The 25,162-nt window shown below is 58.0% G+C and carries 18 protein-coding genes; 11 read left to right on the top strand and 7 right to left on the bottom strand.

Annotation, left to right across the window (positions count from 1 at the left end; all coding sequences use genetic code 11):
* Window positions 1–262: 262 nt before the first annotated feature.
* From garD to ACP7E4_RS26810, 7 genes are all read right to left on the bottom strand, one after another.
* On the bottom strand, window positions 263–1,816 hold the full coding sequence (gene garD, locus ACP7E4_RS26840) for a galactarate dehydratase (RefSeq protein ID WP_426118810.1): 1,554 nt from the start codon (window positions 1,814–1,816) through the stop codon (window positions 263–265).
* A 10-nt stretch (window positions 1,817–1,826) separates the two neighbouring features.
* The gene (locus ACP7E4_RS26835; protein WP_426118811.1) at window positions 1,827–3,200 is read right to left on the bottom strand and encodes an MFS transporter; all 1,374 of its coding nucleotides are present in this window, start codon (window positions 3,198–3,200) and stop codon (window positions 1,827–1,829) included.
* 207 nt (window positions 3,201–3,407) lie between these two features.
* Window positions 3,408–4,319, bottom strand: a complete 912-nt coding sequence (gene kdgD, locus ACP7E4_RS26830) for a 5-dehydro-4-deoxyglucarate dehydratase (RefSeq protein WP_426118812.1) — start codon at window positions 4,317–4,319, stop codon at window positions 3,408–3,410.
* A 608-nt stretch (window positions 4,320–4,927) separates the two neighbouring features.
* Window positions 4,928–5,677: a FadR/GntR family transcriptional regulator gene (locus tag ACP7E4_RS26825; protein WP_426118813.1), complete on the bottom strand. Its 750-nt coding sequence runs from the start codon at window positions 5,675–5,677 to the stop codon at window positions 4,928–4,930.
* A gap of 93 nt (window positions 5,678–5,770) precedes the next feature.
* Complete coding sequence (locus ACP7E4_RS26820; RefSeq protein ID WP_426118814.1) at window positions 5,771–7,507, bottom strand: ABC transporter ATP-binding protein/permease; 1,737 nt, start codon at window positions 7,505–7,507, stop codon at window positions 5,771–5,773.
* Window positions 7,508–7,597: 90 nt separating this feature from the next.
* Window positions 7,598–8,158 (bottom strand): response regulator transcription factor, encoded by a 561-nt coding sequence (locus tag ACP7E4_RS26815; protein WP_020293127.1) that lies wholly within the window; start codon window positions 8,156–8,158, stop codon window positions 7,598–7,600.
* Window positions 8,151–9,413: an ATP-binding protein gene (locus ACP7E4_RS26810; RefSeq protein ID WP_426118816.1), complete on the bottom strand. Its 1,263-nt coding sequence runs from the start codon at window positions 9,411–9,413 to the stop codon at window positions 8,151–8,153. The genes ACP7E4_RS26815 and ACP7E4_RS26810 overlap by 8 nt, the downstream gene beginning before the upstream one ends.
* A gap of 305 nt (window positions 9,414–9,718) precedes the next feature.
* Here ACP7E4_RS26810 and ACP7E4_RS26805 point away from each other — a divergent pair, with 305 nt between their 5' ends.
* The 11 genes from ACP7E4_RS26805 (at window position 9,719) to ACP7E4_RS26755 (ending at window position 24,926) form a co-directional block, all read left to right on the top strand.
* Entirely contained in the window at window positions 9,719–10,432 is a 714-nt protein-coding gene (locus ACP7E4_RS26805) for an SIMPL domain-containing protein (RefSeq protein ID WP_426118817.1), read from the top strand.
* A 225-nt stretch (window positions 10,433–10,657) separates the two neighbouring features.
* Window positions 10,658–12,190: an HET-C-related protein gene (locus ACP7E4_RS26800; RefSeq protein WP_426118819.1), complete on the top strand. Its 1,533-nt coding sequence runs from the start codon at window positions 10,658–10,660 to the stop codon at window positions 12,188–12,190.
* A 130-nt stretch (window positions 12,191–12,320) separates the two neighbouring features.
* Window positions 12,321–13,922, top strand: coding sequence for an ABC transporter substrate-binding protein (locus ACP7E4_RS26795; protein ID WP_426118820.1), 1,602 nt, complete (start codon window positions 12,321–12,323; stop codon window positions 13,920–13,922).
* Window positions 13,923–14,206: 284 nt separating this feature from the next.
* Window positions 14,207–15,835, top strand: a complete 1,629-nt coding sequence (locus ACP7E4_RS26790; protein ID WP_426118821.1) for an ABC transporter substrate-binding protein — start codon at window positions 14,207–14,209, stop codon at window positions 15,833–15,835.
* 341 nt (window positions 15,836–16,176) lie between these two features.
* Window positions 16,177–17,754, top strand: a complete 1,578-nt coding sequence (locus ACP7E4_RS26785) for an ABC transporter substrate-binding protein (RefSeq protein WP_426118830.1) — start codon at window positions 16,177–16,179, stop codon at window positions 17,752–17,754.
* Window positions 17,755–17,916: 162 nt separating this feature from the next.
* Entirely contained in the window at window positions 17,917–19,296 is a 1,380-nt protein-coding gene (locus ACP7E4_RS26780; RefSeq protein WP_426118823.1) for an OprD family porin, read from the top strand.
* A 74-nt stretch (window positions 19,297–19,370) separates the two neighbouring features.
* The gene (locus ACP7E4_RS26775) at window positions 19,371–20,966 is read left to right on the top strand and encodes an ABC transporter substrate-binding protein (RefSeq protein ID WP_426118825.1); all 1,596 of its coding nucleotides are present in this window, start codon (window positions 19,371–19,373) and stop codon (window positions 20,964–20,966) included.
* A 74-nt stretch (window positions 20,967–21,040) separates the two neighbouring features.
* Complete coding sequence (locus tag ACP7E4_RS26770) at window positions 21,041–22,051, top strand: ABC transporter permease subunit (protein WP_426118827.1); 1,011 nt, start codon at window positions 21,041–21,043, stop codon at window positions 22,049–22,051.
* 10 nt (window positions 22,052–22,061) lie between these two features.
* Window positions 22,062–22,973, top strand: a complete 912-nt coding sequence (locus ACP7E4_RS26765) for an ABC transporter permease subunit (protein ID WP_020293117.1) — start codon at window positions 22,062–22,064, stop codon at window positions 22,971–22,973.
* Between the two features lie 10 nt (window positions 22,974–22,983).
* Entirely contained in the window at window positions 22,984–23,952 is a 969-nt protein-coding gene (locus ACP7E4_RS26760; RefSeq protein WP_020293116.1) for an ABC transporter ATP-binding protein, read from the top strand.
* On the top strand, window positions 23,952–24,926 hold the full coding sequence (locus ACP7E4_RS26755; protein ID WP_426118829.1) for a peptide ABC transporter ATP-binding protein: 975 nt from the start codon (window positions 23,952–23,954) through the stop codon (window positions 24,924–24,926). The genes ACP7E4_RS26760 and ACP7E4_RS26755 overlap by 1 nt, the downstream gene beginning before the upstream one ends.
* Window positions 24,927–25,162: the final 236 nt, after the last annotated feature.

The raw sequence follows: 25,162 nt of genomic DNA, 5'->3' as shown, positions 1-25,162 counted from the left end.
TGGAATACGGTTCATCCCGTGGGAGCGAGCTTGCTCGCGAAGAGGCCGGCGCAAACGATACAAATCTTCATCGCCAGCACCTACGTCTTCCCGGATAAATCCGGTCCCACGGGTGGACTACGGTTCATCCCGTGGGAGCGAGCTTGCTCGCGAAGAGGCCGGTGTGTCCGACAGAGCTTTGCGGCCCGACCTATCGTCTTCGCAAGCAAGCTTGCTCCCACAAAGTTCGCGTGACCGCGTTCCAAAGGCGGGAAGCAACCAATCAAGTAATCGGCGCAGGATTGAACAGAGTAATGTCGTTGTGCAAACGATAGTGCTCGGTCCAGGTTTTCTTTTTGCCGCTGGCCACATCCAGATAGAAGTGGAACAGCTCCCAGCCGAGGTCTTCGATGCTCGCACGGCCCGTGGCGATGCGGCCTGCGTCGATATCGATCAGGTCCGGCCAGCGCTGAGCGAGCTCAGTACGGGTCGAAACCTTGACCACCGGCGCCATGGCCAGACCGTAAGGCGTGCCGCGCCCGGTGGTGAACACATGCAGGTTCATCCCGGCCGCCAGTTGCAAGGTGCCGCAGACGAAATCACTGGCCGGCGTTGCGCAGAAAATCAGGCCTTTGCGCTTGAAGCGTTCGCCAGGGCCAAGCACCCCGTTGATCGCGCTGCTGCCGGATTTGACGATGGATCCCAGGGATTTCTCGACGATATTCGACAGCCCGCCCTTCTTGTTACCCGGCGTGGTGTTGGCGCTGCGATCCGCTTCGCCCTTGGCCAGGTAACGGTCGTACCAGTCCATTTCGCGAACCAGTTCTTCAGCCACTTCCTGCGACTCGGCGCGAGCGGTGAGCAAGTAGATCGCGTCACGCACTTCGGTGACTTCGGAAAACATCACCGTCGCACCGGCACGCAGCAGCAGGTCCGAGGCGTAGCCCAGGGCAGGGTTGGCGGTGATGCCGGAAAACGCATCGCTGCCGCCGCACTGCATGCCCAGAATCAACTCGGAGGCCGGCACGGTTTCGCGACGGCGCAGGTCGAGTTTCTTCAGGCGGGTCTCGGCCAGTTCCATGATCTGCTCGATCATTTCGTTGAAGCCGTGACTGGAATCCTGCAGGCGATACAGCCATGGATCAGTGAGATCCACCGAGCTGTCACCCTCGTGCATCACCTGTCCGGCCTGCAATTTCTCGCAGCCCAGGCTGATGACCAACGCTTCGCCACCCAGGTTCGGATTGCGCGCAAGGTTGCGCACAGTACGAATCGGGATGTACGCGTCGGTGGCGGTGATGGCGACACCGCAGCCGTAGCTGTGAGTCAGGGCCACCACGTCATCGACGTTCGGGTATTTGGGCAGAAGCTCGTCACGGATGCGCTTGACCGCATGGTCCAGCACACCGGTCACGCACTGCACGGTGGTGGTGATGCCGAGAATGTTGCGCGTGCCGACGGTACCGTCGGCGTTGCGATAACCCTCGAAGGTAAAACCTTCCAGCGGCGCCTGCTGTTGCGGCACCGCGTCAGACATCGGCAAGCTGTCCAGCGCGGGCGCTGAAGGCATGCGCAACTGATCTTCCCTGACCCAACTGCCCCGTGGAATCGGCTGCAAGGCATAACCAATGGTATGCCCGTAACGGATAATCGGCTCGCCCTCGGCGATATCGACAGTATTGACCTTGTGGCTCTGCGGTACGTTGTCGATGGTCACCAGGCCATTGTCGAACTCAGTGCCGGCTGGCACACCCTGGTCGTTGACCACCACGACCACGTTATCCAGCTCATGGAGCCGGATGTAACGTGGCGAATCGGCATGTTGAATCAGGTTCATCACGGTTTCCTCAGGATTTAGCTTGAGAAAGGTCGCTGGCGTTTTCGCCAATCAGTGGCCCCTTGGTTGGAGGCTCTTTCAATTCAACGCGTTTGATCTCTCCCACGATGAAGATGTAGCTGAACACTGCCACGACGGCGTTGGCACCCACGAACACCAGAGCCCATTTGAACGAACCAGTGGTGCTGATGATGTAGCCAATCACGATTGGGGTAGTGATCGATGCGATGTTACCGAAGGTGTTGAACAGGCCGCCGCTCAAACCGGCAATCTGTTTCGGCGAGGCATCGGACATGACCGCCCAACCCAATGCGCCCACACCTTTACCGAAGAACGCCAGTGCCATGAAGCCCACGACCATCCATTCGATGTCGACATAGTTACACGCAACGATGGAGGTCGACAGCAGCAGGCCACCAATGATTGGCGCCTTGCGAGCGAAGGTCAGAGAATGGCCCTTGCGCAGCAGGTAGTCGGAAATGATCCCGCCCAACACGCCGCCGATAAAGCCGCAGATTGCTGGCAAGGACGCGATGATACCGGCCTTGAGGATGGTCATGCCGCGTTCCTGAACCAGGTACACCGGGAACCAGGTCAGGAAGAAGTAAGTGATGCCGTTAATGCAGTATTGGCTCAGGTAGATGCCGAGCATCATGCGGTTGGTCAGCAATTGACGGATGTAATCCCATTTCGGGCCGGAACTGCTGCCTTTGCCTTTGTCCTGATCCATATCGACCATGCCGCCGTTGTTGGCGATGTGATCGAACTCTTCCTTGTTGATGCGTGGGTGTTCGCGCGGGCTGTAGATGACTTTCATCCAGATCACCGAGAACACGATGCCGATGGAACCCATCACGATGAACACATGCTGCCAGCCGTAGGTGTAGACGATCCAGCCCATTAGCGGGGCGAACAGCACAGTGGCAAAGTATTGCGCGGAGTTGAAGATGGCGGATGCCGTGCCGCGTTCAGCGGTCGGGAACCAGGCTGCCACGATGCGCGCGTTGCCCGGGAAGGATGGCGCTTCGGCCAGACCCACCATGAAACGCAGCAGGAATAGCAGGACGATTGCAGTAGAGACACCGAACTCACCGACATAGCCTTGCAGCACGGTGAACAGCGACCAGGTGAAAATGCTCAGGGCATAGACTTTCTTCGAACCGAAGCGGTCAAGCAGCCAGCCGCCAGGGATCTGACCGGCCACGTAAGCCCAGCCGAACGCAGAGAAGATAAAACCGAGTGTTACGGCGTCGATTCCGAGACTTTTTTGCAGGCTGGAACCGGCGATAGCGATGGTAGCGCGGTCGGCGTAGTTGATCGTGGTCACCAGGAACAGCATGAACAGGATCAAATAGCGGACGTGAGTCGGCTTGGTTTTTAGCATGTGTGTGAACTCCCACTAATTATTTTTTTTACGCGGGTGAAACTGTTTTTTTATGTGTTGCTAACGCCTGCCGGCCCCTTAGGCGATATCGCTCACGGCGAATCGTCCTACCTACAGTACAAACGCGTCCTTACGATCCTTGCTGCTGGCAAACACCCAAGGGCAAAAAACCGCTGATCGCTCAGCGGTTAGTTACCTGTGGATTTGTTACTGCTTACCTTGCTTGTCCATCAGGGCGGCGAGCATTTCATACTCTTCGCCAGTCAGGTCAGTCAGAGGGGTCCGCACCGGACCTGCGTCATAGCCAGCGATTTTGGCGCCTGCCTTGACGATGCTCACGGCATAACCGGATTTACGGTTACGAATGTCCAGGTATGGCAGGAAGAAGTCGTCGATCATTTTGCCAACGGCAACGTGATCTTCCTTGGCGATAGCGTGGTAGAAGTCCATCGCCAGTTTCGGTACGAAGTTGAATACCGCAGACGAGTAAACCGGTACGCCCAGCGCCTTGTAGGCAGCGGCGTAGACTTCAGCGGTCGGCAAACCGCCCAGGTACGAGAAGCGATCGCCGAGGCGACGGCGGATCGAAACCATCAGTTCGATATCGCCCAGGCCATCTTTATAACCGATCAGATTCGGGCAACGCTCGGCCAGCTGTTCCAGCAGCGGAGCAGTCAGGCGGCAAACGTTACGGTTGTAGACGATAACGCCGATCTTGACCGATTTGCACACAGCTTCAACGTGGGCGGCAACGCCGTCCTGGCTGGCTTCAGTCAGATAGTGCGGCAGCAACAACAGGCCCTTGGCACCCAGACGCTCGGCTTCTTGCGCGTATTCGATAGCCTGGCGGGTTGAACCGCCGACACCGGCAAGAATCGGCACGCTGGTAGCGCAAGTATCGACCGCAGTCTTGATCACTTCGGAGTATTCGCTGGCTGCCAGGGAGAAGAACTCACCTGTACCGCCGGCAGCGAACAAAGCGCTGGCACCGTAAGGGGCCAACCACTCAAGACGTTTAATGTAGCCAGCGCGATGGAAGTCGCCCTGAGCATTGAAATCGGTAACCGGGAAGGACAGCAGACCGTGGGAAAGGATGGACTTCAGTTCTTGTGGATTCATTATTCGAACACCCTGGGAAGCAAAAAAAAGTGAATGGATCATCAGTCCTGTGCTGATGTCGTAAGTCATCGTACAACTGAAAATAAGATGACTCAACAGGGATTTGGAGATATTTGCGTCGGCGGTCATTATCCATAGGACAAAGCCCGCAGGAATGGGGCTTGGCGAGATTGGATATAGAACGAAAGTCGTACGACGTCATTGGCTGGGAGCCCGCGCCGATAGTCCCGTTGGAGCGAGGCTTGCCCGCGAACGCATTGGTTCTGGTTTGAAGCTTCGCAAGACGTACCGGCCTCTTCGCGGGCAAGCCTCCAACGGATCTACGCAACGTTCGCGATAGGACATAAAGCCGATGCATTTGCGTCTAGTGGAATGCCGTCTTCCCGGATAAATCCGGTCCCACAAAACCAGCGCGATCCAGTGGGACCGGCTTTAGCCGGGAAGGCGTCGGTTCAGACAATACATCTGCGGCGCCTGGCGGTTGCCCTCAGACATAGAATCTCCAACAGGTACCCATTCGGAGCGTCAGCCGTATCACCTGGCCCAACGCCTCGCCAACAAGCTGGCTCCTACGAGATGCCGACCGGCGAGTTAACCTTCTCGCAATCTCAAGCCCGCTGCGATTCTGCCTCTTCATGGGCGTGGCGCAAGCGTTCGCGGCTGTTGGTCAGGTGCAGGCGCATGGCGGCGCGGGCGGCGTCCGAGTCCTGGCGAGCGATGGCGTCGTAAATCTCTTCGTGTTCCCGGCTGAGACGATTCATGTAGTGCTGTTGATCGTCATGAGCCAGACGTGCCGAGTTCAAGCGCGTCCGCGGAATAATGCTGGTACCCAGGTGGGTCATGATGTCGGTGAAATAGCGGTTGCCCGTGGAAAGCGCGATTTGCAGGTGGAACTGAAAGTCCGACGCCACGGCATCGCTGGCATGTGCGGCGCTTTCAGTCAGCGCATCCAGCGCCTGACGCATGGCCAGCAACTGCTCGTCGGTACGACGTTGCGCAGCCAGACCGGCAGATTCCACTTCCAGACTGATCCGCAATTCGAGAATCGCCAGCACATCACGCAAGGTGACAATAGTCGCCGGGTCGATACGGAAACCGCTCGGGCTTGGCGTATCCAGCACAAAGGTGCCGATGCCATGCCGGGTTTCAACCAGCCCCGAGGCCTGCAGGCGCGAAATCGCTTCGCGCACCACCGTGCGGCTGACGCCCTGCTCTTCCATGATCGCCGACTCGGTCGGCAATTTGTCCCCACGCTTGAGCTGTCCGCTGCGAATTCGCTCAGACAATTCAGTGACCAGCTCTTGCGCCAGGCTGCGGTGCTTTCTGCGGGCGCGAGGCGGAGCGCTTTGATTTTCCATATCCAACATCAATCTCAGGGCAGTTAAGGAAACAATGATAGCTCACGACGTTGTACGATCACATGCGTAAAAACGACTCGATCTGCAACATATCTATACAACCGCTTCAGGATGCGGCTGTTCGAGCAGTTGCCCACCTTCAATGCGCAAGTGCCGGCGATGAAAACGCTTGAGACTGCTGCGATGGCCAATGCTCAACAGGGTCACGCCCGGCAGTTCATCGATCAGCGCCTGATACAGCGCCGCCTCGTCTTCTTCATCCATGGCCGAGGTCGCCTCATCCAGGTACAACCAGCGCGGCGCGAACAACAATGCCCTGGCGAACGCCACGCGCTGCTGCTCACCCGGTGACAACATGCGTTGCCAGTGATTGCTTTCATCCAGACGCGGAATCAGATGGCTCAAGCGGCAGGTTTGCAGAATCTCGGCAAAGCGTCCGGCAGGGTAAACGTCGCTGGCCTGTGGATAACTTAACGCGTCGCGCAAGGTGCCGATGGGCAGATAAGGCTTCTGCGGCAAGAACAGATAGCGTTCGGCCGGCACGATCAACTGGCCATGACCGTCATTCCACAAACCACCCAACGCCCTGAGCAAGGTACTTTTGCCGCTGCCGGACCGCCCGCTGAGCATGACGCGCTCACCCGCAGCGATACTCAGATTGGCATTGGTCAGCAATTGCCGATCAGCACCGAGCTGCAAGCCCAGGCCTTTCAAGCTCAACGCATCGCCAGCGCGATGGATGTCGAAAGCCGGTTCGCGCTGTTCGTTCTGGGCCATGGCCTGACGGAAACTCAGCAAACGATCACAGGTCGCGCGCCAGGAGGCCAGCGTGGTGTAAGCGTCGATAAACCAGCTGAAGTTCTCCTGCACGTTGCCGAATGCCGAGTTGATCTGCATCAGGCCGCCCAGCTCGATCTTGCCCGCGAAGTAACGCGGCGCAGCAACAACAAAGGCGAAGATAATGGCGATCTGCGAATAACCGGCCGTAAAGAACGTCAGGCGCTTCTGCACCTTCATGATCGTCCAGAAATTCCCCCAGACCATGCCGAACCGTGAACTCAGGCGCTCATTCTCGTTGGGCTCACCGTTGGAAAGCGCAATGCTTTCGGCATTTTCCCGCACCCGAACCAGGGCGAAACGCAGGTCAGCTTCGTAGCGCTCCTGTTGGTTGCTGAGCAGGATCAGACGCCGCCCGATCAGGTGCGTCAGCCAGCTGCCCACTACCGCATACACCAGGGCCGCCCAGAACATATAGCCGGGGATGGTGATGCCGAACAATTCGATGCTGCCGGAAACGCCCCACAGGATGATGGAAAACGAAACCAGACTGACCACCGTGCGCATCAGCCCCAAACCCAGGGACAAGGTGCTGGTGGTGAACTGATCAAGATCCTGGGACAGGCGTTGGTCAGGGTTATCGGTATAACCGCCCTGCTCCAGCTGGTAGTAGTTCTTGTGACTGAGCCACTTGGCGAAATGCTGCTCGGTCAGCCAGCGCCGCCAGCGAATGGTCAGCATTTGCGTGAGGTAGAGGCGGTAAACCGCACTCAGAATGCCCACCGCAGCGATCCCGCAAAAATACAGAATCTGCTGCGTGAAGGCTTCCAGGTCTTTCTTTTCCAGCGCGTTGTAGAAGTCGCGATACCAGCTGTTGATCACCACCGAAATGGCCACGCTGAACAGCGAAAGGGCAATGACCGCTATCAGCAGAATCCACGCCAGACCCTTTTCTTCACTGCGCCAGTAAGGGGTCGTGAGCTTCCATACTCGCGAAAAGAAAGCACCTTCAACGCTGTCATTGACCGTTGAATATTCGGCATTGCGACTCATGGGTGATGTCTCGGCTTCAATTGAAGTTCAGCGTCCGGGGTCAACCTGAACGCTCGACACGATCATCCTTGAATGGGGTAGTGCTTGGGTTCAGCGACGCACCGGCCGCTTCTGCAACTTGCGCTGCAAAGTGCGTCGATGCATGCCCAGCGCGCGGGCCGTGGCCGAAATATTGCCTTCATGCTCGGTCAGGACACGCTGAATGTGTTCCCACTGCAAACGGTCCACCGACATCGGGTTTTCCGGCACCAGGGTATCCAGATCGGAATGCTGCGAAAGCAGCGAGGCCAGGACGTCGTCGGCATCGGCCGGCTTGCACAGGTAATTGCACGCGCCGCGCTTGATCGCCTCGACAGCAGTGGCAATGCTCGAATAACCGGTGAGGATCACCACGCGCATGTCCGGGTCCAGCTCCAGCAGCTTGGGCAGCAGAACCAGGCCGGAATCGCCGTCCATCTTCAAGTCCAGCGCGGCAAACTCGGGAATGTCCGCCTGCGCCAGGGCCAGGCCTTCTTCGGCGGAACCTGCGGTGCTCACGCGAAAGCCGCGACGGCTCATGGCTCGCGCCATCACGCGGGTAAAGGTCGCATCATCGTCAACCAGCAACAGATGCGGCAGCTCTTCGCCTTCAACCTGGATTTCGTCACTCATCTACTTCTCCTCGGGCATCACGGGGCAGACGCAGCTCAGTGAGCGTACCGCCTTCTTCATGACTGTAGAGTTTTACCGAGCCGCCCGCGCGGGTCACGCTGGCTTTGCTCAGGAAAAGGCCCAGGCCGAAGCCTTTGCCCTTGGTGGTAAAGAAAGGTTTGCCGATTTGTTCGGCAATGGCCAGCGGCACCCCGGCACCGTGGTCGCGAATACTGATGCAGATTTCCTCGGTGTCCCATCCCAGACTGACTTCCAGCCCTTCCGGACAAGCGTCGGCGGCGTTATTCAGCAGGTTGAGTAACGCCTGGGTCAAGTCCGGCGGCGGCGCAAGCATGGGCGCTGTATCGGTGCCCAGCAACAGAAAACGATAACTGGCTTCCGGGCGCATCAGGTGCCAGCGATTGAGGGCTTCATCCAGCCAGTGCGTCACCGCCTGTTTTTCCACCGCCAGACGCCGATTGTTCTCCGAGGCGCGGACCAGTTGCTGCAACGTCAGCTTGCATTGCTTGACCTGCTCTTGCAGCACGGCAAGATCTTCCTGCAACGCCGGATCGTGATGATCCTGGCGCATCTCTTTAAGCAGCACGCTCATGGTCGACAACGGCGTGCCCAACTCATGCGCCGCGCCCGCAGCCTGGGTCGCCACGGCGAGCAATTGTTGATCGCGCAGCCCCTCCTCACGGCGCTCGGCGCGCAGTTGCTCCTGACGGCGCAGCTCTTCGGCCATTTTCGCCGCGAAGAACGTGATCACCGCAGCCGCCAGGGCGAAACTCAGCCACATACCGTAAACCTGCAGGTTTTCCCGGGCGATGGGCAACGTGTCCAAAGGATAGAACTGCACCAGCAGCAAGGTGTACGCGGCCAGCGCGATACCGGAAAGAATCAGCGAAAAACGCCACGGTAGCGTGACCGCAGCGATGGTCAGCGGCACCAGATAATAAGAAACAAACGGGTTGGTCGAGCCGCCGGAGTAGTACAGCAGCGCGCTATGGATCAACAGATCGAAGGCCAGCTGCACGGCGTATTCCAGCTCGGTCACCGGCAGCGAAGTGCGCAGCCGAACGGCGGTCAGGACACACCAGACCATGGAAAAGCCGAGGGTAATCGCCAATTGCAACCAGGGCAGCGGCAACAAATGAAACAGGTAGGCAATACCCACCGATCCAGCCTGCGCGGCCAGCACCAGCATGCGGATAAGCGTCAGACGCCAGAGGTTCTGGCGAGTAGCGGACAGCAATTGAACGGGGGCGAGCATGAGCTCTCCTGATGAGTGCTCCAGGCGAATCGGAGCGAGTATAACCAGCCACAGGTGAAAACTGCGAAAAGTGCCTGATTGTTTCATCTGCGCAGCAACATATCCGTGGGAGCAAGCTTGCTTGCGAAGGCAATGTTTCAGCCCCCAGGGATGTGGTGGTTGTAAACATGTCTTCGCGAGCAAGCTCGCTCCCACGACCAGCCGACCTGGTGGAACCTGCTCCCGCTTTCACAGTCTGATAGCTTTGCGTTCGACCGTTCCTCGACCGGCCATGTTCGCCAACAATTCGCTAAAAGGAAGTTTCCATGTTCAGCCTTCGTCCTGCTGCCGCCCTCCTCGCCTTTGGTGCCGCCGCTCTGTCCAGCGTTTCAGCCATGGCTGAAGACGTCCATTACAACCAGATTTCCGTGCGTGCCGAAGTCGACCAGGAAGTCGCTCGTGACTTGATGAACGTCACGCTCTACAGCGAGGCGCAGAACACCGATCCGGCCAAACTCGCTGCTGAAATCACCGAGACCCTGAACAAAGCGCTCGCGCAGGCGCGGCAGGTTAGCGGCGTGACGATCCGCCAGGGCAATCGCAGCAGTTATCCGGTCTATGACGACAAAGGGCAGAAGATCACCGGCTGGCGTGAACGCGCCGAGCTGCGTCTGGAAAGCGCCGATTTCGCGGCACTGTCCAAGCTCACCGGGGAAATGCTCGGCGACATGAAAATGGGTGGCATGGACTTCTCTATCGCCAAACCTACCCGCAAGACCAGCGAAGACGCCTTGCTCAAGGATGCGGTAACAGCGTTCCGGGCACGTGCGCAGCTGTTGACCGAAGCGCTGGGCGGCACCGGCTACAAAGTGATCAACCTGAACTTCAATACCTCGGGCTACCCGCAGCCGTATCTGCGCGCACCGGTCATGATGATGAAGGCCGAGCGCTCTGACGCCGCGCCAACCCCGGATGTCGAAGCCGGCACCAGCCAGGTAACCGTCACCGCCGACGGTGTGATTGAAGTCGCCATTCCCTGATTGATCTTGGCGGCAACTCCGGTTGCCGCCATTTCCTGTACCTCCCGCCGACACCTCGCCAAACTTGCGTTCCTTTCCCCTACAAGCTTTGCCGACCGGTCTGATTCCGCCGTATTTCTCAGGCCGTAAACTCACACCCCGTCACAACCAAAATCATTTTTTACGCGCACGTCGCTGTCAGTCGACTACGGCTGCACACTTGCGCTCACTCCAGAGGAATCACGGATGAATCCTTCGCAAAAAATTGCTGCACAAAGCAAGACACCTTTTGAACCCCTTTCCGTCACGCCCCGGTTCGAAACCGGAAAAGGCGAAGAGCAAAAATCCACCCACGGCTCAATCGAAGCGGTGCTTGGCCGAATCGGTTTCACCGCGTTTCAGATCCGCGCCATTTATTACGGCAACTGGCTGAGGGATTACTCGCAATTGCTCGACCCGAAACTGGTCCGCGCTGTCGACACACCAAAAAACTTCCCGGACGTGTTGTCCCGGGAAGCCTTGACCAAAATCGTCGATATCCTGGCGGTCCGGGAGTTTACCGGCCTGATGGCTAGCGACCGGGAAAAGTTCAGGGTGACGTCCCAGCGTCTCGGCGTCTATCGCCCAAGCGAACACCTCGATAACCCCAAACCCGCCGACGACAAACGCACCGATCCGCAAAGCATCGACGCCGACTTCGAAGACTGGGTCGCGCCCGATGACGCTTCGCTGCAAGTCGACCCTGAAACGTCGATGAAGCGGTATTTGCAACGTGGCGTGGATTTCATGACCGCCGAGCTGAACCTTGCGCGCCAGGCAGGCCCGGAATCCGCCGACGGGCTGCGGGCATTCGGTTCCGCGTTGCATGTCCTGGAAGACTTCTTCGCCCATTCAAACTTCGTCGAACTCAGCCTGAGGAAAGTGGGTTATAGCGACGTGCTGCCGTGGACCTCGAAGGCCGACTGCAAGCATGGTTTGCCTATGGTGACCGGCACGTTCGGCGGCAGCGACATCATCGCCAGTCTGGCGGCACCGCTGGGCAAGATCCTGTTCTCCACAGACGACAAACCGTTCGAAGTCACCCAGCCCGGCGTACGGTATGAACGTGATCAGATCATTCAGATCCTGCTCAGCGAACATCCGGATCCCAAATGGTATGACGCCCATGAGACATTTTTGAGCGCTCGCGATAAATGGGCCAGCCTGTCGTTTGCCAGCAAAGTCGAACAAATACTCAATGTCATTGGTGCGCCAGGCAGAATCGTTGGCAACGCTATCGGCACCGCCATGCAAGGCCTGAGCACACTGTTCGGCAACAGCGTTGACGATGTGCAAACCAGCTTGGGCGAAGACCCCCACACCAGTGGTTCAACAGACCCGTCCCACTCCCAACTGACCAAGGACCATCCCGAACATCCCCTGCATCAGCTTACGGCACTGCTCGCAGAAAATGCCGTGCTGAGCGTCGGTCAGGCGATGCTGGGGCAGTGGGATCAAAAAACTGAAGTTCAAGACCCGGCAGAGACTGCGGCGCAGTACTTTACCCATCCCATGGACACTGACTGGCACGACGCACTGGTACGCGAATGGGCGAAAAACAATCCCGGCCTTGTGAAACGTGCAACCAGCAAAAGTGAGCTGGATAACCTCCATAAAGAACTGCAGAAAAATGCAGAGAAAGCGCTCGACAGATTCAAAACTGAAAGCAGCAGTTTTTTGAGTAAATTCTTCGAAATCAAATCCATCACGGATGTGTGGAACCTGATTACAGGCAAGTAGCATTTCGGGACTTGCCAACCGGCAACACCGCAGCAAGAAATTTGTAGGAATCCAGACAGTGCGGCACTATCCGATGTCTATCGTTTGTCGATATTCAGGCACGGCCATTGCCGCACTTCGCGAGGACTCCATGACACCGACGCTATTCAAACCGCTGTTGCTGACTACCGCGCTGCTGGCTTGCGCGCCTTTTGCCCAAGCCGCCAGCACCCTCGTGTATTGCTCCGAAGCCAGCCCCGCAGGCTTCGACCCGAGCCAGTACACCAGCGGCACGGATTTCGATGCGTCCGCCGAAACAGTGTTCAATCGCCTGACTCAATTCAAACGTGGCGGCACTGAAGTCGAGCCAGGGCTGGCAACTCGTTGGGAGGTTTCCAGCGACGGGCTGACCTACACCTTTCACCTGCGCCCCGGTGTGAAATTCCACACCACCGATTACTTCACGCCAAGCCGGGACTTCAACTCCGACGACGTACTGTTCACCTTCAATCGGCTGCTGGATGCCAACCAGCCCTTTCGCAAGGCTTATCCGTCCGAGTCGCCGTATTTCACCGACATGGACATGAACAAAACCATCAAGAGTGTCGCAAAGGTCGACGACCAGACCGTCACGTTCAATCTGAACAACATTGACGCAGCGTTCGTGCAGAACCTGGCGATGAGCTTCGCCTCGATCCAGTCCGCCGAATACGCCGACCAGTTGCTCAAGCAGGGCAAGGCCGAAGAGATCAACCAGAAGCCCGTCGGCACCGGTCCGTTCGTGTTCAAGCGGTACCAGAAGGACACGCAGATTCGCTACGACGCCAATAAGTCGTACTGGAAACCCGAGGACGTGAAACTCGATCACTTGATTTTCTCGATCAACAGCGACGCCGCCGTACGCCTGCAAAAGCTCAAGGCCGGTGAATGCCAGGTCAGCGGTTATCCACGTCCGCAAGACATCGAGCTGATGCAGAAAGATCCGAATCTGAAAGTGCTGAGCCAGCCCGGTTTCAACCTGGGCTTCCTGGCTTATAACGTGACCCACGCGCCTCTGGATCAACTCAAGGTGCGTCAGGCGCTGGACATGGCCATCGACAAGCCGGCGATCATCAAGGCGGTTTACCAGAGCGCCGGTCAGTTGGCCGAGAACGCCATTCCACCGGGCCAGTGGAGCTACGACCCAACGGTCAAGGACGCGCCATACGACCCGACCAAGGCCAGGCAGCTGCTCAAGGAAGCTGGCATCGCGCCAGGCACCCAGATCAACCTGTGGGCCATGACCGTCCAGCGTGCGTCGAACCCCAACGCGCGCATGTCGGCGCAGATGATACAGGCCGACTGGTCGAAGATCGGCATCAAGGCCAACATCGTCAGTTATGAATGGGGCGAGTACATCAAGCGCGCCAAGGCTGGCGAGCACGACGTGATGATCTACGGCTGGACCGGTGACAACGGCGACCCGGACAACTGGCTCGGCGTGTTGTACAGCTGTGCGGCGGTCAAGGGCAGCAACTACGCCAAATGGTGTGATCCGGCCTACGACAAACTCGTGCAACAGGCCAAGCTGACTACTAATCGCGATGAGCGAATCAAGCTTTACCAACAGGCCCAGCACATTCTCAAGGCCCAGGTGCCGATCACGCCGATTGCCAACTCCAAGGTCTTCCAGCCGATGCGCAAGGAAGTCCAGAACTTCAAATTGAGCCCGTTCGGCCTGACGCCGTTTTACGGGGTCAGCCTGAGCCAATAAAGCGGACCAATCCAAAATATTGGTAACACTCGCGCGCTAACCGGGTGCATTCACCACGTTCGGTTGCGCGCAGTTGGTGCGTAAAACATTCCCGATTGCGACGCGCAAACGATCAAATGCGCCAATAGTTATACTTTTGCGACATTCGTGTACGCTCGTGCCACACATTGTGTCTTCTTAGACGTCAGGATCTTGCTTTGGGTATGGCCCCTGCATAACTATCCCCAAGGTCTAGCCCACAAGGTCAGATCCTCTCTTAAAAAATGACAACAACTGAGGCCACCATGCTCAAACAAGCGGTCATTCCGTTTCTACTCAGCGCAGGTTTGCTCGCTGCAGCTCCTTTCGCCCAGGCAGCATCGAACCTTGTGTTCTGCTCCGAAGGCAGCCCGGCCGGTTTCGACCCAGGCCAGTACACCACTGGTACTGATTTCGACGCAGCGGCAGAGACCATTTTCAACCGTTTGAGCCAGTTCGAACGTGGCGGTACCGCAGTTGTGCCAGGTCTGGCCACCAGCTGGGATATCTCTCCCGACGTGCTGACCTACACCTTCCATTTGCGTGAAGGCGTCAAGTTCCACACCACGCCGTACTTCAAGCCTACCCGCGAGTTCAATGCCGATGACGTGCTGTTCACGTTCAATCGCATGATCGACAAGGATATGCCGTACCGCAAAGCGTACCCGACCGAATTCCCGTACTTCACCGACATGGCCATGGACACCAACATCGCCAAGATCGAAAAAGTCGACGATCACACGGTCAAGTTTGTCCTCAAGACCGTTGATGCCGCGTTCATCCAGAATATGGCGATGAGCTTTGCCTCGATTCAGTCTGCTGAATATGCTGCGCAACTGCTCAAGGAAGGCAAGGCTGCGGACATCAACCAGAAGCCGATCGGCACTGGTCCGTTCGTGTTCAAGAGCTACCAGAAAGACTCCAACATCCGCTACACCGGCAACAAGGATTACTGGAAGCCTGAAGACGTGAAGATCGACAACCTGATCTTCGCCATCACCACCGACGCTTCGGTACGTGCGCAAAAGCTGAAGAAAGGCGAATGCCAGATCACGGCCTACCCACGTCCAGCCGACCTCGCGCCACTCAAGGCTGACAAAGACCTGAAGATGCCGGATCAGGCAGGCTTCAACCTGGGTTACATCGCCTACAACACGATGGACAAGATCAAGGGCGACGACAAGCCGAACCCTCTGGCCATCAAAGAAGTACGCCAGGCGCTGGACATGGCCGTGAACAAGCAAGGCATCATCGATGCGGTGTATCAGGGCGCGGGCCAACTGGCCGTCAACGCCATGCCGCCGACCCAATGGTCGTACGACACCACCATCAAAGATGCTCCGTTTGATGTCGAAAAAGCCAAGGCACTGCTCAAGCAGGCGGGCGTCAAGGAAGGCACCGAGATCACCCTGTGGGCGATGCCGGTTCAGCGTCCCTACAACCCGAACGCCAAGTTGATGGCCGAAATGCTCCAGTCCGACTGGAAGAAGATCGGTATCAACGCCAAGATCGTCAGCTATGAGTGGGGCGAGTACATCAAGCGCGCCAAGGCCGGCGAAAACGGCGCAATGCTGATTGGCTGGAGCGGCGACAACGGTGACCCGGACAACTGGCTCGGCACCCTGTTTGGCTGTGATGCCGTCAACGGCAACAACTTCGCCAAATGGTGTGACAAGCCGTTCGATACCTTGATCCACCAGGCCAAGGAAACCCCGGACCAGGCCAAGCGCACCGAACTGTACAAACAGGCGCAACACCTCCTCAAGGAAGCCGTGCCGATGACGCCTATCGCGCACTCGACGGTTTACCAGCCTATGCGTACCTCCGTTCAGGACTTCAAGATCAGCCCGTTTGGTCTTAACTCCTTCTACGGCGTAAGCGTTAGCGGCAAGTAACAATGATGTAATTGCGCCACTACTGTGGCGCAATTACGTTTGTTACCCGCAAGCAGAAAGTTATTCGACAAGTGGCAATTTGTTCCTCTATGGAAATTTCCTACTTTATAGACGACTTATTCCTACGAACTGCGTCTGCATAATTTCCATTTACTGTATTGGCCGACCGACATACCTTCGACGCCGGCAGTAATTGCCATTACCCCTATAAAAACAATCAGGAAGAATTCCGGATTGGAGGTTTCCTTTTGTCAGCGATTAACGATGGACGATTTCGCTTCGTCCCGCGTTCGTTGCTCACTCGTTGAAGGACAAGGAGCATCATGAATAAAAATATCGTCATGGCGTCAGTGTTCGGCCTTGGTTTGGCCAGCGCACCCTTTGCCCAGGCCGCCAGCAGCCTGGTGTTCTGCTCTGAAGGCAGTCCCGCCGGTTTCGACATTGCCCAATACACTTCGGGCACAGACAACGACGCAGCCGAGCCGATCTACAACCGGCTCACCGAATTCGAACAAGGCGGCACCGGCGTGGTTCCGGCGCTGGCAACCAGGTGGGACGTCTCGCAAGACGGCCTGACGTACACCTTTCACCTGCGCGAAGGGGTGAAGTTCCATAGCAATGCCGCTTTCAAACCGAGCCGCGATTTCAATGCGGACGACGTACTGTTCACCTTCAACCGCATGCTCAAACCTGATCATCCGTTTCGCGTTGCTTACCCGACCGAATTTCCGTATTTCAGCAGCATGGGCCTGAACAAGAACATCAAGTCAGTGGAGAAAACCGGTCCGCTGACCGTGGTCTTCAGCCTCAACAAGGTCGATGCCGCCTTTATCCAGAACGTAGCGATGAACTTCGCGTCGATTCTGTCCGCCGAATATGCCGATCAATTGCTCGCTGCCGGCAACATGCGCGATATCAACCAGCAGCCGATCGGCACTGGCCCGTTCGTATTTCAGCGGTATCAGAAAGATTCGCAGATACGTTACAAGGGCAACAAAGAGTTCTGGGACCCGAGCCGGGTCAAGATCGACCAGCTGATTTTCGCGATCAATACCGACGCGTCGGTGCGCCTGCAAAAGCTCAAGAAGAATGAATGCCAGGTGACGCTCAACCCGCGTCCCGCTGATGTTCAGGCCCTCAAGGAAGACAAGCAACTGAAGGTCGTCGAGGAGGCTGGTTTCAACCTCGGTTACATCTCCTACAACGTGCGTCATGAACCGCTGGGCAAGCTGGAAGTGCGTCAGGCGCTGGACATGGCCGTGAACAAAAAGGCCATCATCAACGCCGTTTACCAGGGCGCAGGCCAGCTGGCTGTCAATGCCATGCCGCCGACCCAATGGTCTTACGACGACACCATCAAGGACGCGGGCTACAACCCGGAAAAAGCCAAGGAGCTGCTGCGCGCTGCAGGCGTCAAGGAAGGCACCGAGCTGACCCTCTGGGCCATGCCGGTCCAGCGTCCGTACAACCCGAACGCCAAGCTGATGGCTGAAATGCTCCAGGCCGATTGGGCCAAGGTCGGCATCAAGGTCAAGATTGTCAGCTACGAATGGGGCGAATACCTCAAGCGCACCAAAAACGGCGAACACGATATTTCGCTGATTGGCTGGACCGGCGACAACGGTGACCCGGACAACTGGCTCGGCACGCTGTACAGCTGCGCGTCGATTGGCGGCAATAACTACTCGATGTGGTGCGACGAGAAATACGACGCCCTGGTCAAGGCCGCCGTTGCCACCGCCGACAAAGCCCAGCGCATCGACCTGTACAAACAGGCCCAGCAGTACCTGAAACAGCAGGTGCCGATCACGCCGATTGCGCATTCAACGGTCAATCAGCCATTGCGCGCTGAAGTTCAGGGTTTCCACGTCAGTCCGTTCGGTCGCAACAACTTCTCCGGCGTCAGCATCGCCGAATAACCACGCTGATCCATCTGGAGCTCGCTGCCTTTATCGCAGGCGGCGCGCTCCGCTGTTCCAGAGATTCATGTTTTCGATAAAAAAAGCCGGGCCACAAGTCCGGTGCCGTCAAGCCAGACCATAAAAACTGGCGTTAATAAGAGCAGTAAAGGGAGCGTTACCGTGAAGAAAGTCAACACCGCTGCATTCGCCTTATCCATCGCCACCTTGAGCGCAATGGTTCAGGCAGAGTCAACCAGCCAGGCATTCGTGCCCACCGAGCTCAGCTCGAAAAGCGCACAGGGAGAAGCCAACGGCTTTTTCGAAGACCAGCACCTGACCGGCACCACGCGCAACTGGTACGCCAACGAGCTGGCACGTCGCGACACGAGCTTCTCGTACCGCAAAGGCGGCGACACGCCGACGCCAACCTCGCGCCGGATCAACTGGGCCCAAGGGACCATCGTCAATTACACCTCGGGTTTCACCCAGGGCACCGTAGGTTTCAGCACCGAAATGGCGCTGTACAACGCCATTGCCCTGGATCGTGATCGTAAGGACATGGCTGGCGGCTCGAACCGTACCTTGACCGAAAACGACGGCGACGCCGTGGGTCAGTGGAGCAAAATGGGCCTGGCCAACGTCAAGGCGCGGATCTCCAACACCACCCTGACCGGCGGCCGCCAGTCGGTTAACACGCCAGTCATCGCCTACATCGGCAACCGTGCGCTGCCATCGAGCTTCAACGGTTTTGCCCTCAAGAGCGACGAGTTCAACAACCTGTCGTTCCAGGCCGGTAGCTTCGACCGCGTTTCGCCACGTACCGAACAGAGCCTGACCAAGTTCCGCTCCGAATACGCCAGCACCACCGCCTTTGCCGATCGCATCGACATGGCCGGTGTTGACTACAAACCGTTCGAGAGCCTGACCACCAGTTTCTACGCCTCGAACGTTGAAGACTTCTGGCACCAATACTACTTCGCCTTCACCCACGAGCTGGGTGACACCGATGTACTGGGCCTGAGCACCAACCTGAACTACTACAAGACCAAGGATGCCGGCCAGCGCAAACTCGGCCCGATCGACAACGACACTTACAGCCTGTCGTTCACCGCGACCCACCAGGCGCACAGCCTGACGCTCGCGTATCAGGAAGTCGAAGGCGACGAATACTTCGACTACGCCCACGAAACCAACGCCATCTTCCTGGCCAACTCCCTGCTCTCGGACTTCAACGGCCCGAACGAGAAATCCCTGCAGATCGGCTACGTGCTGAACATGGCCGAATACGGCGTGCCGGGCCTGAAGTTCAACGTTTACCAGGCGCGCGGCTGGGGCATCGACGGTACCCATTACAAGGGTACTGCCTATGACGTGAAGAGCATGGACGGCGAAAAACACTACGAATATGGCGTCGGCACTTCTTATACGGTACAAGACGGCCCACTCAAGGCCACAGCAGTGCGCGCGACCTACACCACGCACCGCGCCAGTGAATTCCAGGCTGATGGCAGCCTGAACGAGTTCCGTCTGGTCACCACCATTCCATTCAACATCCTGTAAGCGGCATCGGCAAAGCCGGACGGGCGCCCAGCGCACGTCCGGCTCACAGGCGTCACCTTAATGGAGGGTTCCTATTGAAACTGTTATCACTACGCAACTCGATTGCTCTGGCACTGTTCAGCGTCGCGGTCGGCGTCTCGGCAAAACCGCTGGTGGTCTGCACCGAAGCCAGCCCCGAAGGCTTTGATATCGTTCAGTACACGACAGCGGTTACCGCCGATGCCACGGCAGAAACCCTCTTCGACAAGCTGGTCGCGTTCAAGCCCGGCACCACGGACACCGAACCGAATCTGGCCGAAAGCTGGGACATCAGTGAAGACGGCCTGACGTATACCTTCCACCTGCGCAAGGGCGTCAAGTTCCAGACCACCGATTACTTCAAGCCGACCCGGGAAATGAACGCCGACGATGTGCTGTGGAGCTTTCAGCGCCAGCTGGACCCCAAGCATCCGTGGCATGCGAAATCCCTCACCGGCTTCCCGTATTTTGAAAGCATGGGCTTCAATGACCTGCTGAAAAACATTGAAAAACTCGACGACTACACCGTCAGGTTCACTCTGACGCGTCCGGAGTCGCCGTTCCTGCGCGATCTGGCGATGCCGTTCACTTCGATCTATTCGGCCGAATACGCCGACCAGCTGCTCAAGGCCGGCAAGACCGCTGAACTGAACAGCAAACCCATTGGCACCGGGCCGTTCATCCTGACCCGCTATGCCAAGGATGCCCAAGTCCGATATAAAGCCAACCCTGATTACTGGAAGGGTGTGGTGCCCAGCGAAGCGCTGATTTTCGCCATTACGCTGGACAGCAATGTCCGTCTGCAGAAGCTCAAGGCGAACGAATGCCAGGTCGCGCTTTATCCAAAGCCGGACGATATCACCAGCATCAAAGCTGACCCCAATCTCAAGATCGACGAGATGGAAGCCATGATGACCAGTTACATCGCGATCAATACCACACATAAATACCTCAGCGATGTACGTGTGCGTGAAGCGATCAACCTGGCTTTCGACAAAAAGGCTTATATCCGGGCGTTGTTCGGCGAAGGCAAGGCAACTGAAGGCGTAAACCCTTATCCGCCTACACTGTTGGGTTATGCCACCGATATTCAGAATCCACCGCATGATCTGGAGAAGGCACGGGCATTGCTCAAAGAAGCAGGCGTACCGGATGGCTACGAATTCAGTCTGTTCCTGCGCAATGGCGGTGCGGTGACCAACCCGAATCCGGCACTGGGCGCGCAAATGATGCAGGCGGACCTGGCCAAGGTCGGGATCAAGCTCAATCTGCGGGTGCTGGAATGGGGCGAGATGCTCAAACGCGCCAAAGGTGGCGAACATGACATGGTGTTTGCAGGCTGGGCAGGCGACAACGGCGACCCGGATAACTTCCTGACGCCAAACCTGAGTTGCGCTGCGGCCAGTAATGGTGAAAATTACGCGCGCTGGTGTAACAAGGCATTTGAGGAAGCGATTTCCAAGGCGCGGGAAAAGACCGTTCCCGCAGAACGCGCCGCGTTGTACGAGCAAGCGCAGCAAATCGCTCGCAAGGACCTGCCATGGATAAGCCTGGCGTATCCGAAACTGTTTACTGCAATGCGCAAGAACGTCGAGGGCTATCAAATCAGCCCGCTGACCAATAACAACTTCGCCACTACCAGGGTGAAGTAGAAGAATAATCCGGCGGGCTCATAACCCGAGACCCGCCGGAACACGCCTAACCGGCCGATGAGGTACACGAGAAGATGTTTAGTTTTATTGCCCGCCGAGTGGGGTTGCTGATACCCACCTTCTTCGGCATCACCTTGCTGACCTTCGCCCTGATTCGCCTGATTCCTGGCGATCCGGTCGAAGTCATGATGGGTGAACGCCGGGTCGATCCGGAAATGCACGCCCAAGCCATGGAACGTCTTGGTCTCAACAAGCCGCTTTATGCGCAATACATCGATTACGTCGGCAAGCTCGCTCAAGGCGATCTCGGCGAATCGTTGCGTACACGGACCAGCGTCTGGACCGAGTTCACCGCACTGTTCCCGGCAACTCTGGAACTGTCGCTGGCGGCTCTGATCTTTGCAGGCATTCTCGGCTTGCTGGCCGGGGTCATCGCGGCGTTGAAGCGAGGGTCCCTGTTCGACCATGGGGTGATGGGTATCTCCCTGGCGGGATACTCGATGCCGATCTTCTGGTGGGGCCTGATCCTGATCATGTTCTTCTCGGTCACCTTAGGCTGGACCCCGGTTTCCGGGCGTATCGACCTGCTGTATGACATTCCGCCAAGAACCGGCTTCATGCTGATCGACACCTTGCTCAGCAATGAAGAAGGCGCGTTTCTCGATGCCTTGCATCACCTGATTCTGCCGGCCATCGTGCTGGGGACCATTCCGCTGGCCGTTATCGCCCGGATGACCCGCTCCTCGATGCTCGAAGTGCTGCGTGAAGACTACGTGCGTACTGCCCGGGCCAAAGGCCTGTCGCCGGCGCGCGTGGTATTCGTCCACGGCCTGCGTAACGCGCTGATTCCGGTGCTGACCGTGTTCGGCCTGCAAGTCGGCACACTGCTGGCCGGTGCGGTACTGACCGAAACGATCTTCTCCTGGCCGGGTATCGGCAAGTGGCTGATCGAAGCCATCGGCGCGCGGGACTATCCTGTCGTGCAGAACGGCATCCTGCTGATCGCCTGCCTGGTGATCCTGGTCAACTTCGTGGTGGACATCCTCTACGGCTTTGCCAACCCACGCATTCGTCATCAGCGCTGAGATCATTCCTATGACCACCACTACTCCAGCGGTAGCAGTCGATCAAAGCCTGCTCTACCCCTCGCCGTACAAAGAATTCTGGCAAGCATTCGCCAAGAACAAAGGCGCCGTTGCCGGCCTGATGTTCATGATCCTGATTGTGTTCTGCGCACTGTTCGCGCCGTGGGTCGCGCCACATGATCCAAGCGAGCAATACCGCGACTTCCTGCTGACCCCGCCGGTCTGGCTCGAAGGCGGCCAATGGCAGTTCCTGCTCGGTACCGACGAACTGGGTCGCGATCTGCTCTCGCGTCTGATCCAGGGTTCGCGCCTGTCGCTGCTGATCGGCCTGTCATCGGTTGTGATGTCGTTGATTCCGGGCATTTTCATGGGCCTGCTGGCGGGCTTCTTCCCGCGCATCCTTGGCCCGTCGATCATGCGTCTAATGGACATCATGCTCGCCCTGCCCTCGCTGCTGCTGGCTGTGGCCATCGTCGCGATCCTCGGCCCTGGCCTGATCAACACCGTGATCGCTATCGCCATCGTGTCGCTGCCTTCTTATGTTCGTCTGACCCGCGCTGCGGTGATGGGCGAGCTGAATCGCGACTACGTGACCGCCGCACGTCTGGCGGGTGCAACCCTGCCACGCCTGATGTTCATCACCGTGCTGCCCAACTGCATGGCGCCGCTGATCGTGCAGGCGACCTTGAGTTTCTCCTCGGCGATTCTCGATGCCGCTGCGCTGGGCTTCCTCGGTCTGGGCGTACAACCGCCGACGCCTGAGTGGGGCACCATGCTCGCTTCGGCCCGGGATTACATCGAACGCGCCTGGTGGGTGGTAAGTCTGCCTGGCCTGACCATTTTGCTCAGCGTGCTGGCAATCAACCTGATGGGCGACGGGCTGCGCGATGCGCTGGACCCGAAACTCAAAAATGCCGCCTGAGGAGATTCGCATGTCACTTCTAGAAATCAAGAATCTCAACGTCCGCTTCGGCGACGCGACGGCGGTGCCGGTTGTCGACGGCTTGTCCATCAGCGTCGAGAAAGGCGAAGTCCTGGCCATTGTTGGCGAATCGGGTTCCGGTAAATCCGTGACCATGATGGCGCTGATGGGCCTGATCGATCACCCCGGCGTCGTCACTGCCGACTCGCTGAACTTCGACGGCAAGGAGCTGCTGCAGCTCAATTCACGCCAGCGTCGCAAGATCATCGGCAAAGACATGGCGATGGTGTTCCAGGACCCGATGACCGCTCTGAACCCCAGCTATACCGTGGGCTTCCAGATCGAAGAAGTTCTGCGTCAACACTTGAACATGTCCGGCAAGGCCGCACGTCAACGTGCCCTTGAACTGCTGGAAAAGGTAGAAATCCCCGGCGCCGCTGCGCGCCTGAATGCCTACCCGCACCAACTGTCCGGCGGCATGAGCCAACGCGTGGCGATTGCCATGGCGATTGCTGGCGAACCGAAGCTGCTCATCGCTGACGAACCGACCACCGCGTTGGACGTGACGATTCAGGCGCAGATCATGGACTTGTTGCTGAGCCTGCAAAAAGAGCAGGACATGGCCCTGGTGCTGATTACCCACGACCTGGCCGTCGTCGCCGAAACCGCCCAGCGCGTCTGCGTGATGTATGCCGGTCAGGCGGTGGAAGTCGGCAACGTTCCCGGCCTGTTCGACGTCCCGGCGCATCCGTACAGCGAAGCACTGCTGGCGGCGATTCCGGAACACAGCATGGGCGCCGAACGTCTGGCGACCCTGCCGGGCATGGTTCCCGGCCGTTATGACCGCCCGCAAGGCTGCCTGCTTTCGCCGCGCTGCCCGTACGTGCAGGACAACTGCCGGACCCAACGCCCTGGCCTGGACCCGAAAGCCCATAGCCTGGCCCGTTGCTTCTATCCCCTGAATCAGGAGGTGGCGTAATGAGCGTCGTCTTAACCGCCCGTGACCTCACCCGTCACTACGAAGTATCCCGCGGCCTGTTCAAGGGTCACGCGCTGGTGCGCGCCCTCAACGGGGTTTCGTTCGAGCTGGAAGCTGGCAAGACGCTGGCAGTGGTCGGTGAATCCGGCTGCGGCAAGTCGACCCTGGCCCGCGCCCTGACGCTGATCGAAGAGCCTTCATCGGGCTCGCTGAAAATCGCCGGCAACGAAGTCACCGGCGCGACCAAGGAGCAACGCAAGCAATTGCGCAAAGACGTGCAGATGGTTTTCCAGAGCCCGTATGCGTCGTTGAATCCTCGGCAGAAGATCGGCGATCAGCTGGGCGAGCCGTTGCTGATCAACACCACGCTTTCCGCCAAGGAACGCCGCGAGAAAGTGCAGGCGATGATGGCTCAGGTCGGCTTGCGCCCTGAGCATTACCATCGTTACCCGCACATGTTCTCCGGTGGTCAGCGTCAGCGTATCGCGCTGGCTCGGGCGATGATGTTGCAGCCAAAAGTACTGGTGGCGGACGAACCAACCTCGGCGCTGGACGTGTCGATTCAGGCGCAGGTGCTGAACCTGTTCATGGATCTGCAGCAGGAATTCAACACGGCCTACGTGTTCATCTCCCACAACCTGTCAGTGGTGCGTCACGTTGCCGACACGGTATTGGTGATGTATCTGGGCCGCCCTGCGGAAATGGGCCCGAAAGAGGAGATCTACAACCGTCCGCTGCACCCGTACACCCAGGCGCTGCTGTCGGCGACTCCGACGATTCATCCTGATCCGCTGAAACCCAAGATCAAGATCATCGGCGAGCTGCCCAACCCGCTCAACCCGCCCACCGGCTGCGCCTTCCACAAGCGCTGCCCGTATGCGACCGAGCTGTGCGCCACCGACGAACCGGCCTTGCGTCTGGTAGATAACCGCCAGGTTGCCTGCCACTACGCCGAGCAGTTTGTGGCGGCGTAAACCGCTAGCCCGTAGGAACGAGCTTGGTGGGAGCGAGCTTGCTCGCGAATGCAGTAAAACAGCCTCTATAAATATTGAGGATGTATCTGCCTCTTCGCGAGCAAGCTCGCTCCCACACAAGCCTCGCTTGTATGTTTAGACTTGAAGGGGTGGGTGGGACTAAAAGCCTAGCTTCTGACTCATACCAGTACAGACCGTTGGAGACTTCGTCCCACCCCTTCACCAAATGCGCCGAT

It is taken from the genome of Pseudomonas sp. DSP3-2-3 (assembly GCF_049898225.1).
GTDB lineage: Bacteria > Pseudomonadota > Gammaproteobacteria > Pseudomonadales > Pseudomonadaceae > Aquipseudomonas.
Note: the sequence above shows the minus strand (reverse complement) of the source record. Positions and strands in the feature narration are given on the sequence as shown.